General features: G+C 55.0%; 16 protein-coding genes. 13 read left to right on the plus strand and 3 right to left on the minus strand.

Features of this window, described 5'->3' with window-relative positions; all coding sequences use genetic code 11:
* Positions 1-17: 17 nt before the first annotated feature.
* From bamA to ACR0JR_RS02195, 7 genes are all read left to right on the plus strand, one after another.
* On the plus strand, positions 18-2,378 hold the full coding sequence (gene bamA / locus ACR0JR_RS02165) for an outer membrane protein assembly factor BamA (RefSeq protein ID WP_260026011.1): 2,361 nt from the start codon (positions 18-20) through the stop codon (positions 2,376-2,378).
* A 6-nt stretch (positions 2,379-2,384) separates the two neighbouring features.
* Entirely contained in the window at positions 2,385-2,969 is a 585-nt protein-coding gene (locus ACR0JR_RS02170) for an OmpH/Skp family outer membrane protein (RefSeq protein ID WP_480454847.1), read from the plus strand.
* A gap of 72 nt (positions 2,970-3,041) precedes the next feature.
* Positions 3,042-3,515: a 3-hydroxyacyl-ACP dehydratase FabZ gene (fabZ, locus tag ACR0JR_RS02175; protein ID WP_010439978.1), complete on the plus strand. Its 474-nt coding sequence runs from the start codon at positions 3,042-3,044 to the stop codon at positions 3,513-3,515.
* On the plus strand, positions 3,512-4,297 hold the full coding sequence (gene lpxA, locus ACR0JR_RS02180; RefSeq protein WP_170470062.1) for an acyl-ACP--UDP-N-acetylglucosamine O-acyltransferase: 786 nt from the start codon (positions 3,512-3,514) through the stop codon (positions 4,295-4,297). The genes fabZ and lpxA overlap by 4 nt, the downstream gene beginning before the upstream one ends.
* A 3-nt stretch (positions 4,298-4,300) precedes the next feature.
* The gene (locus tag ACR0JR_RS02185) at positions 4,301-5,095 is read left to right on the plus strand and encodes a UDP-2,3-diacylglucosamine diphosphatase LpxI domain-containing protein (RefSeq protein ID WP_170539552.1); all 795 of its coding nucleotides are present in this window, start codon (positions 4,301-4,303) and stop codon (positions 5,093-5,095) included.
* Positions 5,095-6,252 carry a lipid-A-disaccharide synthase gene (gene lpxB, locus ACR0JR_RS02190; protein WP_480454848.1) on the plus strand — a complete coding sequence of 386 codons (1,158 nt, stop codon included), beginning with the start codon at positions 5,095-5,097 and terminating at the stop codon, positions 6,250-6,252. Before ACR0JR_RS02185 ends, lpxB begins: the two co-directional genes overlap by 1 nt.
* A complete protein-coding gene (locus ACR0JR_RS02195) occupies positions 6,252-6,833 on the plus strand; it encodes a cadmium resistance transporter (protein WP_480454849.1) in 582 nt (193 codons plus the stop codon). Before lpxB ends, ACR0JR_RS02195 begins: the two co-directional genes overlap by 1 nt.
* Here ACR0JR_RS02195 and mnmA read toward each other — a convergent pair.
* Positions 6,830-7,975 (minus strand): tRNA 2-thiouridine(34) synthase MnmA, encoded by a 1,146-nt coding sequence (gene mnmA / locus ACR0JR_RS02200; RefSeq protein WP_170539558.1) that lies wholly within the window; start codon positions 7,973-7,975, stop codon positions 6,830-6,832. The two genes, ACR0JR_RS02195 and mnmA, sit on opposite strands and share 4 nt — an antisense overlap.
* Positions 7,976-8,105: 130 nt before the next feature.
* On the opposite strand from mnmA, the gene sciP reads away from it, so the two are divergent.
* The 5 genes from sciP (at position 8,106) to ACR0JR_RS02225 (ending at position 13,898) form a co-directional block, all read left to right on the plus strand.
* On the plus strand, positions 8,106-8,399 hold the full coding sequence (gene sciP, locus ACR0JR_RS02205; RefSeq protein WP_480455176.1) for a CtrA inhibitor SciP: 294 nt from the start codon (positions 8,106-8,108) through the stop codon (positions 8,397-8,399).
* Positions 8,400-8,483: 84 nt separating this feature from the next.
* Positions 8,484-9,200 carry a response regulator transcription factor CtrA gene (ctrA, locus tag ACR0JR_RS02210; RefSeq protein WP_170470075.1) on the plus strand — a complete coding sequence of 239 codons (717 nt, stop codon included), beginning with the start codon at positions 8,484-8,486 and terminating at the stop codon, positions 9,198-9,200.
* Positions 9,201-9,325: 125 nt separating this feature from the next.
* Positions 9,326-11,578, plus strand: a complete 2,253-nt coding sequence (gene ligA / locus ACR0JR_RS02215) for an NAD-dependent DNA ligase LigA (protein WP_480454851.1) — start codon at positions 9,326-9,328, stop codon at positions 11,576-11,578.
* Complete coding sequence (gene recG / locus ACR0JR_RS02220; RefSeq protein WP_480454852.1) at positions 11,575-13,665, plus strand: ATP-dependent DNA helicase RecG; 2,091 nt, start codon at positions 11,575-11,577, stop codon at positions 13,663-13,665. Before ligA ends, recG begins: the two co-directional genes overlap by 4 nt.
* Before the next feature lie 110 nt (positions 13,666-13,775).
* Positions 13,776-13,898 carry a hypothetical protein gene (locus tag ACR0JR_RS02225; RefSeq protein ID WP_010440002.1) on the plus strand — a complete coding sequence of 41 codons (123 nt, stop codon included), beginning with the start codon at positions 13,776-13,778 and terminating at the stop codon, positions 13,896-13,898.
* Between the two features lie 186 nt (positions 13,899-14,084).
* Here ACR0JR_RS02225 and ACR0JR_RS02230 read toward each other — a convergent pair whose 3' ends face one another.
* Complete coding sequence (locus ACR0JR_RS02230; RefSeq protein ID WP_480455177.1) at positions 14,085-14,723, minus strand: MarC family protein; 639 nt, start codon at positions 14,721-14,723, stop codon at positions 14,085-14,087.
* 57 nt (positions 14,724-14,780) lie between these two features.
* Positions 14,781-15,233, minus strand: a complete 453-nt coding sequence (locus tag ACR0JR_RS02235) for an iron-sulfur cluster assembly scaffold protein (protein WP_170778670.1) — start codon at positions 15,231-15,233, stop codon at positions 14,781-14,783.
* Positions 15,234-15,281: 48 nt separating this feature from the next.
* Here ACR0JR_RS02235 and hisI point away from each other — a divergent pair, with 48 nt between their 5' ends.
* Positions 15,282-15,671, plus strand: a complete 390-nt coding sequence (gene hisI, locus ACR0JR_RS02240) for a phosphoribosyl-AMP cyclohydrolase (protein WP_480454853.1) — start codon at positions 15,282-15,284, stop codon at positions 15,669-15,671.
* Positions 15,672-15,682 lie beyond the last annotated feature (11 nt).

Raw genomic sequence — 15,682 nt, forward strand, 5'->3', positions numbered from 1 at the left:
TCTGGGTAGTGATAAAAATGACTGATTGCAGGGGCACGAGCACATTCTGCGGCGCTCGAGGGCAGAAGACCAATATTTTGTGGCAGGCACTAACGCTCTTTTTTCTATTTGCTACACCGGGTTTGCTGGTATTACCGGATCCTGCTCAGGCGCAATCTTACACGATTAACCGCTTCGAGGTTGAAGGCAATCGACGGATCGAAACCTCGACAATCATCGCACGAACGGGAATCGAACCGGGGCAAACTGTCAGTGCCGGACAGATAAATGATGCTTTTCAGCGTTTGCTTGACAGTGGTGTTTTTGAAACAGTCGAACTGACTCCTCGCGGAAACACACTGGTTATTGCGGTTGAAGAGTACCCGACGATTAATCAGATCAGCATTGAGGGAAACCGTCGCGTTAAGGATGACGTACTGCTCGAGGCGATCTCATCCCAGACCCGCCGTGTCTTCACCCCGCAATTGGCAGAAGCCGACGCAGATTTGATCGCCGAGATCTATTCTGCGCAGGGCCGGGTGTCGGCAACGGTGATTCCACGCATCATCCGCCGAAATGACAATCGTGTGGATTTGGTTTTTGAGGTGGCCGAAGGCACCACCATCGAAGTTGAGCGCGTCAGCTTTGTTGGCAACCGTGCTTACTCGGACCGCCGCCTGCGTCGTGTGCTCGAGACCAAACAAGCAAATATTCTGCGGACTTTCCTGCGGGGCGACACATTTATTGCTGATCGTATCGAATTCGATAAGCAGGTCATCCGCGATTTCTACCTTTCGCGCGGTTATATCGATTTCCGAGTAAACAGTGCCAATGTGGAATTCACGCGTGAACGGGATGCGTTTTTCCTGGTTATGAATATCACCGAAGGTCAGAGATTCGCCTTTGGTCAGATTTCAACTGTAAGCGAAATTCCTGGCGTCGATCCGGCACCCTATCAGGCAGCATTAAAGGTCAAGCCCGGTGTTATCTACTCGCCGACTTTGATTGAAAACTCGATTGCTCGACTTGAACGTCTGGGCCTGAAACAGGGCGTCGATTTCTTGAGGGTTGAACCTCGGGTGACGCGCAACCCGCGTGATCTAACGCTGGATGTTCAGTTTGTCCTAACCCGCGGCCCGCGTATTTTTGTCGAACGCATCGACATCGAAGGCAATACCACAACTCTTGACCGGGTGATCCGGCGGCAATTCGATACCGTGGAAGGTGACCCCTTCAATCCCCGAGAAATCCGTCAGAGCGCCGAACGTATTCGTGCGCTGGGCTTCTTCTCAGCCGCTGATGTTGAAACCCGCGAAGGTACATCTCCAAGTCAGGTCATCGTTGATGTCGATGTTGAAGAACAACCAACCGGATCGCTTAGCCTGGGTGGTAGCTACTCGGTCTCGGACGGTTTCGGGATCGCCATTGGCCTGAACGAATCCAATTTCCTGGGCCGTGGCCAGAATCTAGGGATCACGCTTTCGACGGCTCAAGATTCTGAGCAGTATACAATTAACTTTACCGAACCTTATCTGCTGGGGCGGAAATTACGCTTTGATCTTGGGGTGGGTCTCGCAAGCACCAACTCAAGCTTTGCGAGCTACGACACCAAAACCGTCTTTTTTAATCCTCAGGTCAGCTATGCCATCGGCGAACTTTCAGCGCTGCGTTTGCGTTACGGCTGGAACCAAAGCGAAATGACCCAGCAGAGCAACGAGACCAATGGGGCGGTCATCGCTTCTGAAATTGCTCAGGGCAAAAGAACCAGCAGTTCGATTGGTGTTTCCTATGTGTACGACAGTCGACTGGGTGGCTTGAATCCCAATGCAGGCGTCTTGTTTGAGCTTGGCGTAGATGCAGCTGGATTGGGCGGCGACAACGAGTATATCAAGACCACAGCCCGCGCGATCGCTCAGAAACGCGTACTCAACGAGGAGGTTGTGCTTAGGGCATCTCTGGAACTTGGCGCGCTCAACTGGACCGGGGATGATTTTAGCCGGACCATTGATCGATTTGTGCTTGGCCCGAACACGTTCCGTGGTTTCGAACCTGCCGGTCTTGGGCCGCGCGACCTTTCCAACGGTCAGGACGATGCCATCGGTGGTAACTATTATTGGGTTGCCCGGTTCGAGTCTGATTTCCCCTTGGGCTTGCCTGAAGAACTTGGACTTCGAGGTGGTTTATTCTACGACGTAGGTAACCTTTACAACATCAACAACGTGGATACGTCGGGTGCCGATATCGTCGGAGCCAGCGGATCCATCCGCCATGTGGTAGGTGTCTCGGTTCTGTGGACAACGCCATTTGGTCCTCTGCGCTTCAACTTTTCGCAAGCGCTGAAGAAAGAAGAGTTCGACAAGGAACAGAGCTTTGACCTGACCATTCAGGCACAGTTCTGAACTCAGATGTTGACCAAAGTCATGAACATTCTGCAGGGCCCGCTAAGGGCCCTGTGTGTTTGGGCGGCCCTGATGGCGCCAAGTCCATTGATGGCGCAACAATTGGGCGTTCCGCAATCAAACGTACTTACCATTTCAAGTGAACGGCTGTTTGCTGATTCTCGTTTCGGTCAGCGCATATTTCGCGAGATAGAAGCTGAGAGCGCTCTGCTGTCGGATGAAAATGAGTTGATCGTGGCACAGCTCAGCAAAGAAGAGAAAGACCTGACGGACAAGCGCTCTGAAATGTCCGCCAGTGAATTTCGACCTTTGGCCGAGGCTTTTGATGAGAAAGTCCAGTCGCATCGGGACGGCCAACGCGCCAAACTGGATGCTTTGGCGCGGCACGGAGAAGAGGCACGCAATCAATTCTTCGAGATGGCTCAACCTGTATTGATCGAACTTCTACGCGAATATGGGGCGTCGATTGTCATCGAGCGTTCAAATGTTGTTCTCAGCTCGGATGCGTCAGATATTACCGATACCGCAATTGCCCGGATTGACGCGGCAATTGGCGACGGGTCTGCACTTGAAGACGCTAATGACGAATAGGCTGGCTTGCCCTTAAGTACGCGTATTGCTAACCACGCTTGAAAGAGACATCCAAAACAGGACATCCGCACCATGACCACGGAAACCCAGAGCGCCGACATTCAGCTGATTCAGCGTATATTGCCGCATCGCTATCCGTTTTTGCTGGTCGACAAGGTCGTGGATATTGACGGCTATCAATCTGCAGTTGGCATCAAGAATGTCACTATGAACGAGCCGCATTTTCAGGGTCATTTTCCCGGCACGCCGATCATGCCCGGTGTGACCATTGTCGAAGCGATGGCGCAGACTGCAGGTGTCATGCTGGGTGTTGGCATGGACGTGATCGACAGTGAATTGCTGATCTATTTCATGAACATCGACAAATGCAAATTCCGCCGCAAAGTCGTGCCGGGTGACGTGCTTGAGATGCATGTTGAAACTGTGCGTGGCAAGAAAGGCGGCAAGATCTTCAAGTTCAGTGGTCGCGCGACTGTTGAAGGTGAGGTCGCCGCCGAAGCCGAATTTTCGGCCTATGTCGACTGGGACATGGAAAAGACAACATGAGCGGCATTCATCCCAGCGCCATTATCGAAGACGGTGCGCAGATCGGGCAGGGCTGTACGATTGGTCCGTTCTGCCATATCGGGCCGTCCGTCCGTCTAGGCGATCGGGTTGAGCTCAAGTCCCATGTGGTAGTCACCGGCGATACTTCAATTGGTGACGACACAGTGATCTTCAGCTTTGCCGTTGTCGGCGAAATCCCACAAGACAAAAAGTTTGGCGGCGAAAATACACGGCTTGAAATCGGTGAACGCAATCGCATTCGCGAGCACGTCACCATCAACACCGGCACGGATGGCGGCGGTGGCGTCACGCGGATTGGCGATGACTGCCTGCTGATGGCTGGCGTCCACGTTGCGCATGATGTGCAGATCGGTAACCGGGTCATTTTGGTGAACCACGCAGGCGCAGCAGGTCATTGTATAATCGAGGATGACGTCATCGTTGGCGGTATCTCGGGTCTGCATCAGTTCGTGCGCGTTGGTCGCGGGGCCATCATCGGTGCGCTGACTATGGTTCCGAACGACGTGATTCCGTATGGTCTGGTTCAGGCACCACGCGGTGAGCTTGATGGATTGAATCTGGTTGGGTTGAAACGGCGCGGTGTCACGCGCGAGGATATCTCAGCGCTGCGCGCGGCATTCAAAGAGTTGTCGGAAGGTGATGGCACCTTCATGGATCGCGCCAATCGTTTGGGCGAGGAGGCAGACAACGAATATGTGCGCCAGATTGTCGAGTTTGTGACGGGGCAAACGGACCGTTCCTTCCTGACGCCGAGGAAATGAGACATGTTGGCGCTGATCGCAGGAACTGGGGCATTACCGGACGAGGTGGTTGCATGTTTGCCGAACCGACCCTTGATTTGCGCGCTGGAAGGGTTTGAGCCTGAAAGGTTGAATGTTGACGTGGTCTTTCCGCTTGAGGAATTGGGCAGCTTTATCGCCGATCTGAAAGCGCGCGGCGTGACCGAGATTTGCATGGCTGGGGCTGTGCGCCGGCCCACCGTAAATCCTGCGCGCATTGATGCTGCGACGATGCCATTGGTCCCGATTTTACAAAAGGCCATAATGGCCGGTGATGACGGTGCCCTGCGCGCGGTTATCGGGATTTTTGAAGATTCTGATTTGACGGTCCGTGCCGCGCACGAGATCGCACCGGATTTGCTACCGCCGCTCGGCGCGCTGACTGAGGCACAACCCTCGGATACTGATCACGCAGATGCTGACCGTGCGGCAGGTATCCTGCGCAGCATGGGGACTGCAGATGTCGGTCAGGCATGCGTAGTGCTGAAAGGGCAAGCGCTAGCAATTGAGGGCATCTATGGTACTGCTTGGATGTTGCAGTCGCTGACCCAACGCCCTGACGCGGGTGGGGGTATTCTGTACAAAGGCCCCAAACCCGATCAGGACCGGCGCGCGGATATGCCTGCTATCGGACCCGACACCGTATCGGGCGCGGTTGCGGCGGGCTTGTCAGGTATTGTCATCGAAAAGGGCGGTGTCATTGTCCTGCAACGGGACCGAGTGATTGAAGAGTGCAATCGCCTCGGTCTATTTCTCTACGTTCGCGAGCGCACCGTCTGATGCGCGTATTCTTGGTCGCCGGTGAACCGTCGGGCGACCGATTGGGCGCCGCTTTGATGGAGGGTCTCAATACCCTTTCGCCAGAGGTGCGGTTTGATGGGGTCGGCGGTCCACTGATGCAGGCGCAAGGACTGAGCAGCCGCTTTCCCATGTCCGAACTCAGCGTCATGGGATTGGTCGAGGTTCTGCCCAAGTTCTTTCACTTGAAGCGCCGGATCGCCGAGACCGCTCAAGCGGTTCTGGACACGCAACCGGATGTGTTGATAACCATCGACAGTCCGGATTTCTCGCTGCGGGTCGCTAAACTGGTGAAGGCGTCCAGCAGTATTCGAACCGTCCACTACGTTGCACCCAGCGTTTGGGCCTGGAGGCCCGGGCGCGCCGATAAAATGGCGAAGGTGATCGACCATGTTCTGGCGCTGCTGCCGTTTGAGCCGCCATATATGGAGCGGGCAGGGATGGAGTGTGATTTTGTCGGTCACCCCGTCGTCAACGAGCCGATTGCGTCTGAACAAGATATCAAGAAATTCCGTGCGGATCATGACTTGGGCGACGCTCCAATTGTGCTCGCATTACCCGGCTCTCGGCGGGGAGAGGTCGAACGATTGGCCCCGATATTTGGCGCTGCTCTTCAAGAATTCCTCACCGATCGACCCGATAACCGTGTCGTTGTTCCAACTGTTGCGCATATGGTTAATGTGGTCGCCGAACAAGTTCGGGATTGGCCGGGCAATCCGATTGTTGTCGATCCACGAAAGTTGCCGTCGGACGAGGCGCAGGCTCAGAAGAGGGCGGCCTTCGCGTCAGCCGATCTGGCATTGGCGGCATCGGGCACCGTGTCACTGGAACTGGCTGCACAGTCAACGCCGATGGTGATCGCTTATAATCTGAATTGGCTGACCACATTGATCGCGAAGCGCATGGTCAAGCTCGATACGGTGACGCTTGTCAATCTGGTCTCGGACACACGTGCTGTACCTGAATGTCTGTTGGACGACTGCCAGCCGCTAAAGATCGCTGCTGCGCTGGAAGAGGTTGCAGCTACACCGGACGCCCAACATGAGGCTATGGCGATGACGATGGAGCGTCTTGGGCGGGATGGAGAGGCGCCGGGTCTGCGCGCGGCAAAAGCCGTTTTGGACAGAATGAATACGTGATGCTGGATCACGTGATTTTTGCCGCCTCTGCCTACATGGCGCAGGTTCTGACCAACCTCGACAACCTCGCAGCGCTTGTTGCGCTGATGATGGTTTCCGGTCCGCGACGGACCGTTGCGGGGTTCCTGCTTGCGCAGATATTGATCATCGCCACCGCCTTGTTGCTGGCTTTGGGTGTCGATGACGTGGTGCCACATTGGGCTGGCTATCTGGGTGTGATCCCGCTTGGCCTCGGCGTGATTGGGGTTATCCGGCAGTTTCGGGGATCAGAGACCGAGGAGGCTCCGCAAGTATCCTCAGGTGCCTCAACCGTTGTAACGATGTTGCTGTTCATAAGCCTGTCGATGGATACATTCGCTGTGCTCGCACCGCTTTTGGCAGACTCGGCCCCAAGCTACCGTATTGCAGGCGTTACAGGTGCGGTTGCTGCGGCCCTGACGCTAACCATGCTTGGTCTGCTAGGCGCGCGATCTCCGATCATGACCGGCGGGTTTGCACGGCGACTTGAGAAACTGGTTCCTTACGTAATGATCTGTGCCGGTATCTATATCCTCAGCAATTCCTGGACCGACGCGATTTAATAACCGCGCCAGATCCAGCCGCCGCCAAAGATGCGGCTTCCACCAGTTTCGTAAAACACACAAGCCTGACCCGGAGAGATACCTTCTTCGGGCGTAAACAGCTCAACCTCGGCCGTCGTGTCGGACAGAGGCCGAATGATCGCCTCGCGCGGCGGGCGGGTCGAACGGACCTTGACCGAAACATGCCATTCGTTTTTTGACGTGAAGGGTTCATCCCCAAGCCAATTGATTTCACGCACCGGAACGGTCCGTGTAGCCAACATCTCTTTGGGGCCGACGACAACCTGCTTTTTGTCGACGTCCAGCTTTACTACATACAACGGCTCACTCAGGCCACCGATGCCAAGCCCGCGGCGCTGACCGATTGTATAGTGAATCACTCCATCATGCTGTGCCAGAACACGGCCATCGGCATGTACGATTTCGCCCGGCTCTGCAGCACCTGGGCGCAACTTTTCGATTACGCTGGCGTAGTTGCCGTTCGGTACAAAGCAGATGTCCTGGCTGTCAGGTTTGTCCGCAACCGCCAACCCGTATTGCGCCGCCATCTCGCGCGTGGCGTCCTTGGAGGGCAGGTGCCCCAAAGGAAAGCGCAGGAAATCCAACTGCTCGGGCGTTGTCGAGAAAAGGAAATAAGACTGGTCGCGGTTGGCATCCTCAGCACTATGCAACTCGGCCCCATTGGTTCCCATCTTGCGCTGGATATAATGACCGGTGGCCATACAGTCGGCCTCTAGGTCCTTGGCGGTTTCCAACAGGTCCTTGAACTTCACCCGCTCATTGCAGCGGATACAAGGCACCGGAGTCGCTCCTGCCAGATAGCTGTCAGCGAATTCGTCGATTACAGCGTCTTTAAAGATGTTCTCATAATCCAGAACATAATGAGGGAAGCCGCGCTCTTCGGCCACGCGGCGCGCGTCGTGGATATCGATCCCAGCACAACACGCGCCTTTCTTGGCAAGCGCCGCGCCGTGGTCGTAAAGCTGCAGCGTAACACCTACAACGTCATAGCCCTGATCAGCCAGATAGGCCGCGACAACAGAGCTGTCCACGCCGCCAGACATAGCCACAACCACCCGCGTTTCCGAGGGCGGTTTGGCAAAGCCAAGCGAGTTTAGCGGGGTCTCGGTATCGAGGGCCATTGACGGTTCCAGTCCGGGTTAAGAAAGACCGGCAGAATATAGGAAAATTCTACACACTCTCAAGGGGCGGTTTCACACCGTTTTAAGTAGATTGGATGCAGCTTTGTCGCAGCAGAAGAAGGTGGAACAGATGTATTTGCACAAAGTGGAAGGTCCAAGATCGGTCGCCTTGCCGGATGGAAGCGTGCTAACACGCGCCGATCTACCCCCGGCAGACACGCGGCGATGGGTAGCTTCGCGCAAAGTAATTGTCGTGCGTGGAGTGCTTTACGGGCTAATTTCCCTGTCTGATGCAAAGAAACGCTACGGCATCAGCGATGAGGAATTCAATTCCTGGGTGTCAGCCGTCGCAGAGCACGGAATCGATGCGCTGAAGGTGACTGCATTAAAAAAATATCGACAACCTAAAGGAGAAGATGAATAAATGATTCAACGGTAACGTCAGATTAACCATTTTTATACAGGCTCAAATCAGTTGAAGAATTTGACCTAATTGGAGCAGTGAAAAATGCGCATACTTCTTGTCGAGGATGATCCAACCACGTCCAAGAGCATTGAATTGATGCTGACGCACGCAAATCTCAACGTATATGCGACGGACCTTGGCGAAGAAGGAATCGATCTGGCCAAGCTGTATGATTATGACCTAATTCTGCTTGACCTGAATTTGCCTGATATGAACGGCCACGAAGTGCTGCGCCAACTGCGGATCGCACGCGTGGAAACACCGATCCTGATCCTGTCGGGCGCGGACGACACCGAAAGCAAGATCAAAGGCTTCGGGTTTGGTGCAGACGATTACCTGACCAAACCCTTCCATCGCGAAGAGCTGGTGGCGCGTATTCACGCGATCATCCGGCGCTCCAAGGGGCATTCCCAGTCCGTGATCCACACAGGGCAGGTGGCCGTCAATCTGGATGCCAAGACCGTTGAGGTAGAAGGAAAGACCGTGCACCTGACGGGCAAAGAATATCAGATGCTTGAGCTTCTAAGCCTGCGTAAAGGTACAACTCTGACCAAAGAGATGTTCCTGAATCATCTCTACGGCGGCATGGATGAGCCAGAATTGAAAATTATCGATGTGTTCATCTGCAAGTTACGTAAGAAGCTCAGCAACGCCACTGGTGGTGAGAATTATATCGAAACAGTCTGGGGTCGCGGTTATGTTCTGCGCGATCCACAATCCAGCAATATGGGTGAAGCCCGCCTTGCCGTTGGTGCCTGATTTGATCTGACTGCTACCGTCGATGGTCCAGGACGGTAATTTCACTCGCGTCTCAGCACAACACTGGACCTGATCATGGCCTCGTCCTATCACTGGATTCTAATATGACGTGACAGGGCGGGGCCATGAGCGATACCACTGCAATCGCAGAATTGACGGAAGACGAAGCACGTGCAGAACTGGCTCGGCTTGCCAAGGAGTTGCAGAGGGCCAACCAGCTTTATCACACTGAAGATGCGCCGGAAATATCAGATGCCGATTATGATGCCCTCAAACGTCGCAACGCCGATATTGAGGCGCGCTTTCCAGAACTAAAACGTGCAGACAGCCCTTCGGATCAAGTAGGGGCTCAAGTTTCAGACGGGTTTTCCAAAGTCACGCATGCAGTGCGGATGATGTCACTTGGCAATGCCTTTGACGATGAGGATGTTGCCGATTTTGACCGCTCAATCCGCAAGTATCTCGGGTTAGGGGAAGACGCTCGGCTTGAATATACAGCCGAGCCAAAGATCGATGGCCTCTCGTTATCCTTGAGGTATGAACACGGCGAGCTGATTCAGGCGGCGACCCGAGGGGATGGTGAGACCGGGGAAAACGTGACCGCCAATGCGCGCACTGTGTCGGATATTCCGCCTCGAATTGAAGGTGCTCCAGATATATTCGAGGTTCGTGGCGAGGTTTACATGTCTCATCATGATTTCGAAGCGCTGAACGCACGGCAAATTGAAACAGGTGGAAAGACTTTCGCAAATCCGCGTAACGCAGCGGCTGGTTCGCTGCGTCAACTGGACTCGGAAATAACTCGATCACGTCCACTAAAGTTTTTTGCCTATGCCTGGGGCGAACTGTCGAAACCTCTGGCTGAAACGCAAATGGGGGCAATCGAACGACTCAAAGCATTGGGCTTCCAAGTCAACGCGCTTACGCGTCTCTGTTCCACGACAGGTCAGATGCTGGATCATTACCGCGCGATCGAAGAACAGCGTGCGATTTTGGGATATGACATCGACGGGGTGGTCTACAAAGTTGATGATCTGAGTCTGCAATCCCGGTTGGGATTCCGCTCGACAACGCCCCGCTGGGCGATCGCGCATAAATTTCCGGCCGAACTGGCCTGGACCCGGCTTGAAGCGATCGACATTCAGGTGGGTCGGACCGGAGCGCTTAGCCCGGTTGCACGTTTGCATCCTGTGACTGTCGGTGGGGTCGTTGTGTCGAACGCGACGCTGCACAATGAGGACTATATCGCGGGGCGGGACGCCAAAGGCGGGGTTATCCGCGATGGCAAAGACATACGCATCGGCGATTGGGTGCAGGTTTATCGGGCAGGGGATGTGATCCCAAAGATTTCGGATGTTGATCTGTCGAAACGACCGGATGATGCGAAACCTTATTCCTTTCCAACGACATGCCCGGAATGTGACAGTGAGGCAATCCGCGAAGAAGGTGATGCGGTACGCCGATGCACCGGGGGTATAATTTGCCCTGCGCAGGCGGTGGAGAAACTTAAACATTTCGTGTCGCGCAAAGCCTTCGATATCGAAGGGCTCGGTGCCAAACAGATCGAGATGTTCCACAACGACCCCGTTCTGCCTATCAACACACCCGCCGATATCTTCACCTTGAAAGAACGGGACGCTGAAAATCTTGCCCGTTTGAAAAACCGTGACGGTTGGGGAGAGACCTCGGCCAGCAATCTGTTCGCCGCGATTGATGACAAACGAACCATTCCCTTCGCTCGATTGTTGTTTGCGCTCGGAATTCGCCATGTGGGCGAAGTCGGCGCCCGGGATTTGGCCCTGTTCTATCGGGATTGGGATCAAATGACCGCGTCGATCGATACGGCGCGACCCGCAGCACTTGCGCAGCGTGCCGCTGACGAAGCGGAAGATGCAGAAAGGATCGCAGCTATAGAAGAAGGTCGGCGCGCCAGAGTCAAAGAGGCGCGGGATGCTACGGTTGCTAAGCTAAATGTACCAGCGGACGCTGCCAGCGCTTGGACGGATATGATTGGAATTGATGGCATTGGAACCACGCTGGGGCTGTCGCTGTCTGACGCCTTTGCCAACCCGGACGAACGCAAAGCGATTGATGGACTGCGCAGTCACTTAACCATAGTTCCGCCAAATGCGCCTGCATCGGACAGCCCGGTTGCAGGAAAAACAGTCGTCTTTACAGGAACGCTTGAAAAGATGACGCGCGCCGAGGCCAAGGCGCGTGCCGAGGCGTTGGGCGCCAAGGTGTCTGGTTCGGTCAGCCAAAAAACCGATTTGTTGGTGGCGGGTCCGGGTGCGGGATCGAAGGCAAAGAAAGCGGCCGATCTGGGTATCGAAACCCTGGATGAAGACGGCTGGCTTCAACTGATCGGCGATCTATGAGCGGCAGGCCAGAGCAACTCTTTCCGCTGTTCGCGGGGCTTGAAACGCTGGATGGTGTGGGACCGAAAACAGCGCAACTTTTCGGCCAATTAGACATCGAGTCGCCGCGAGATGTCTTGTTTTCATTGCCATATGCGGTGATCGACCGACGCCGACGCGATAGCATACAAGGGGCCGATCTTCCGACCACCTTGACGGTAGAGGTCACGATCGGAACCCATCGGCCCCCGCGTAACAAAGGTGGTGCATACCGCATTCATGTCGAGGACAGCCAAGCGGATTTTCAACTGGTTTTCTTTCACGCGCGCGGGGATTATCTGAAGAAACTGCTGCCGCAGGGTGCGCGCCGCGTGGTTTCGGGAAAGCTGGAACTGTTTGATGGAATGGCCCAGATGGTGCATCCCGATCACATGGTCGCGCCAGAAAACGCAGGTGAATTACCAGAGTTTGAACCAGTTTATCATCTGACCCAGGGCGTTACGCAGAAAACGGCGTACAAGGCGGCGCAAAGCGCACTCAAACGGGTGCCTGCTCTGGCTGAATGGGCAGACCCAGCTCAGGTGGCTCAGCAAAACTGGCCCGACTGGTCGGCTGCAATTCGTGCTGCTCATCATCCGCATGGGGCAGATGACGTAGCCCCTTTTGCACCTGCAAGGGAGCGTCTGGCATATGATGAATTGCTCGCCCATCAACTGACTTTGGCTCTGGCACGACAGCGTGAGCGGAAGGCGCGTGGCATCATCAGTCTCGGGACAGGGGCGCTACAATCGAAGGTGCTTGCAAGCTTGCCCTATCGACCAACCGATGCTCAATCTCGTGCGGTCAAAGAGATTTCGGCGGATATGGCTTCGAGTTCCCGCATGAATCGATTGCTGCAAGGTGATGTCGGCGCGGGAAAGACGCTTGTGGCGTTTATGGCGCTATTGATCGCGGTTGAAGCAGGCGGGCAGGGGGTGATGATGGCACCCACCGAAATCCTTGCCCGGCAACATCTTGAAGGACTGCGACCCTTGGCCGAAGAGGCCGGAGTTGTGCTGGAAATCCTGACCGGGCGCGATAAGGGGGCTGAACGTCGGGCAAAGCTGGCCGCACTGAGACAAGGCGACATTCAAACACTGGTCGGCACCCATGCGGTATTTCAGGACGATGTCGAGTTTAAGGCCTTAAGGCTGGCCATCGTTGATGAACAACATCGTTTTGGTGTCCGCCAGCGGATGGAATTGTCCGAAAAAGGTCAACGCGCGGATGTTCTGGTGATGACCGCAACGCCCATCCCGCGCAGTTTGGCGTTGGCGCAGTATGGTGACATGGATGTCTCGGTTCTTGATGAAAAGCCACCTGGCCGAAAGCCAATCAAGACCGCGATCGTCAGCACGCAGCGCATGGACGAGGTTGTGGCCCACCTGCGCGGCGCGATTGATGCGGGCAAACAATGCTATTGGGTATGTCCTCTGGTCGATGAATCCGAAGTCTCAGACCTGACCGCCGCCGAGGAGCGTTTCAAGCGGCTGCGCGCGCTTTTGGGGGATGATGTGGTGGGGCTGGTGCATGGCCAGATGCCACCCACCGAAAAAGATGCTGCAATGGCGGCGTTTCAGACCGGCCAAACCAAGGTTCTAGTCGCGACCACGGTGATTGAAGTTGGGGTCAATGTTCCCAATGCCACAATCATGGTGATTGAACGGGCAGAGATTTTCGGATTGGCGCAATTGCACCAGTTGCGGGGGCGGGTTGGACGCGGAGAGGATGATTCGACCTGTTTGCTGATGTATCAACCGCCACTTAGCGAAGGTGGCCGCAAGCGTCTCGAAGTTCTGCGTGAAACCGAGGACGGGTTCCGCATTGCTGAGACCGATTTGCAGATGCGCGGCGCGGGTGACTTGATCGGTACAGCGCAATCTGGCTTGCCTAAGTTCAGGATTGCCGATCTCGAACGCCAAGCAGGATTGATGGCAGTGGCGCAATCTGATGCGCGCGCGTTGCTCTCCTCAGACCCCAAATTGACATCGGACCGAGGCCAGGCGGCGCGTGTTCTTTTGTGGCTCATGAAACAGGACAAGGCGATCCGTTTGATATCAGTGGGTTAGACTGTAAATCCCATAAAGTTCACAAATGTTCTTAAAAAGTTCTTTACCGACTCGTTAAAATATGAGAACAAAAGGTCAACAAATGATTAAACCTGACCGGAGGTGAGACCATGCTGAGCCAGATCAAGACTGCCTTTACCCGTTCGCAATCCACGATCTTACAGGATGCGGCAGGCGCGGTTTCTCTGGTTGTGATGCTGGTGGTTGCCCTTCACCTGCCAAGCGGGTTCTAAGCTTTTCTGCCTGCGATCTCGTGCCGATCATACCGCGCTTGTTTCCCCGTCATGATCAAGGGTGACCTGCCTGTCCCATTTCCCTTGAAGGGGCCAGCCTCGGCCCCGTGCGGTAATCCGGACCCTACATGAGAAACGCATGACTTGCCGCCGCCCTTTCCGCCCGGAAGGTGCGGCGGTTCTTTTTTAAAGCTGACCGGTTTTGATGATCTCAATCGTCGCCGACAGGACAGAGTTGACCGCGACTGAGGCCAGGATCATTCCCATTACGCGGCTGATGATGGCTGCACCTGAATGACCGATTAATCGGATGATCGGTTCTGCCAATAGCATCAGCACAAACGCGATGGCGATCACAGCTAGCATAACCAATGCAGTGATACTTTGATCAGCGACGCTGTATCGGTTGTTGTCGGTCAAAACAACGATAGCGAGCATCGCGCCAGGGGAAGCGAGGGATGGAACGGCGAGCGGGAAAATGGCCGGGTTGGTCTTGTGCATTTTATCGTCCAGATCCTCTTCGGCCTGACGTTGTTCAAGCTCTTGCTTGCTTTCGCCAAAGATCATGGTCAACGCGAAGAGGAACAGGATTATCCCACCGGCAACCTGAAACGAGTTCAGGCCGATGTCCAATGCCTCGATTACAAGTTGTCCGAAGATGAGAAAGAACATTAGTATTCCCGCGCTCACCAATGCCGCCAATAGGGCAGTCTTGCGACGGGCCCCAGCGGCAATACCCGCAGTGACGGCGATAAAGACGGGGATCGTGCCGATCGGGTCGATTACAACCCAAAGCGTGACGAAATGTTCCAGCAAATTGTTCACGTTAACCCCCAAATCAATCAGGGGCACACTATACGGCTTTGATTGGAAAAGCCACGATCAGGCGCAGTTGGCTTGTTCTACCTGCTCCATCGCTTCCGCGGTTGCGTCCAGTGCCAACAGGATCGAAGCATGTCGGTTCTTATAGTCCCGTGCGGGCATTAAAACCTCAAGCCCGTCAAATGGAGCGTCGGGGGCCGGGCCGTCTTTCTTCAACATTGCCGAAAGCTGATCGCGCGCGGTTTCTACCTGAGCCCGTGTCGCACCGATCACCGCGCTGCCGACAACCGAAGCCGAAGCCTGGCCCAAAGCACAAGCCTTAACATCCTGCCCGAAGTTGGTAATCCGCCCATCCTCGACTTTGACGTCAACAGTTACTGTCGAGCCGCATAAAGGTGCACGTTTTTTCACTGTTGCATCGGGATTTTCCAAGCGGTCCAGATGCGGAATGTCCGCCGCCAGCGCCAGAATGCGTCCGGAATAGAGCTTGATAAGATCGGTTTCGCCGCTCATGGCTTTCCCTCGTTTTCTATTCCCCATACATAATGGCGAGATTCTGGGATGCAAAAGGTTTTTGCGATGGCTGACACAGTCTTGTTCGACCCGTCGACACTGAAATTCAACGAGGCTGGTTTGATCCCTGCGATTGCGCAGGATGAAGAAACCGGTGAGGTTCTTATGATGGCATGGATGAACGCTCAGTCCATCGAGCGTACGCTGGATACTGGGCGCGTCACCTATTGGTCTCGGTCGCGACGGGCGTTATGGTTCAAAGGCGAAAGTTCGGGCCATGTGCAGGAGTTGGTGGATTTTCGCGTCGATTGTGACCGGGATTGCCTTTTGGTCGTAGTGAAACAAACCGGTCCGGCCTGTCACACAAATCGGCGGAGTTGCTTCTATACAGCGGTTCGCGATGGCACCGAAGTCGAGCTTATGTCACCGATGGAATGAAGCGTTAGGCG

This window comes from Ruegeria sp. AA3 (genome assembly GCF_056542905.1).

Coding starts and splice junctions, on each gene's coding strand:
- bamA (WP_260026011.1), top strand. CDS start 18: ATGACTGATTGCAGGGGCACGAGCACATTCTGCGGCGCTCGAGGGCAG.
- ACR0JR_RS02170 (WP_480454847.1), top strand. CDS start 2,385: ATGTTGACCAAAGTCATGAACATTCTGCAGGGCCCGCTAAGGGCCCTG.
- fabZ (WP_010439978.1), top strand. CDS start 3,042: ATGACCACGGAAACCCAGAGCGCCGACATTCAGCTGATTCAGCGTATA.
- lpxA (WP_170470062.1), top strand. CDS start 3,512: ATGAGCGGCATTCATCCCAGCGCCATTATCGAAGACGGTGCGCAGATC.
- ACR0JR_RS02185 (WP_170539552.1), top strand. CDS start 4,301: ATGTTGGCGCTGATCGCAGGAACTGGGGCATTACCGGACGAGGTGGTT.
- lpxB (WP_480454848.1), top strand. CDS start 5,095: ATGCGCGTATTCTTGGTCGCCGGTGAACCGTCGGGCGACCGATTGGGC.
- ACR0JR_RS02195 (WP_480454849.1), top strand. CDS start 6,252: ATGCTGGATCACGTGATTTTTGCCGCCTCTGCCTACATGGCGCAGGTT.
- mnmA (WP_170539558.1), bottom strand. CDS start 7,975: ATGGCCCTCGATACCGAGACCCCGCTAAACTCGCTTGGCTTTGCCAAA.
- sciP (WP_480455176.1), top strand. CDS start 8,106: ATGTATTTGCACAAAGTGGAAGGTCCAAGATCGGTCGCCTTGCCGGAT.
- ctrA (WP_170470075.1), top strand. CDS start 8,484: ATGCGCATACTTCTTGTCGAGGATGATCCAACCACGTCCAAGAGCATT.
- ligA (WP_480454851.1), top strand. CDS start 9,326: ATGAGCGATACCACTGCAATCGCAGAATTGACGGAAGACGAAGCACGT.
- recG (WP_480454852.1), top strand. CDS start 11,575: ATGAGCGGCAGGCCAGAGCAACTCTTTCCGCTGTTCGCGGGGCTTGAA.
- ACR0JR_RS02225 (WP_010440002.1), top strand. CDS start 13,776: ATGCTGAGCCAGATCAAGACTGCCTTTACCCGTTCGCAATCCACGATC.
- ACR0JR_RS02235 (WP_170778670.1), bottom strand. CDS start 15,233: ATGAGCGGCGAAACCGATCTTATCAAGCTCTATTCCGGACGCATTCTG.
- hisI (WP_480454853.1), top strand. CDS start 15,282: ATGCAAAAGGTTTTTGCGATGGCTGACACAGTCTTGTTCGACCCGTCG.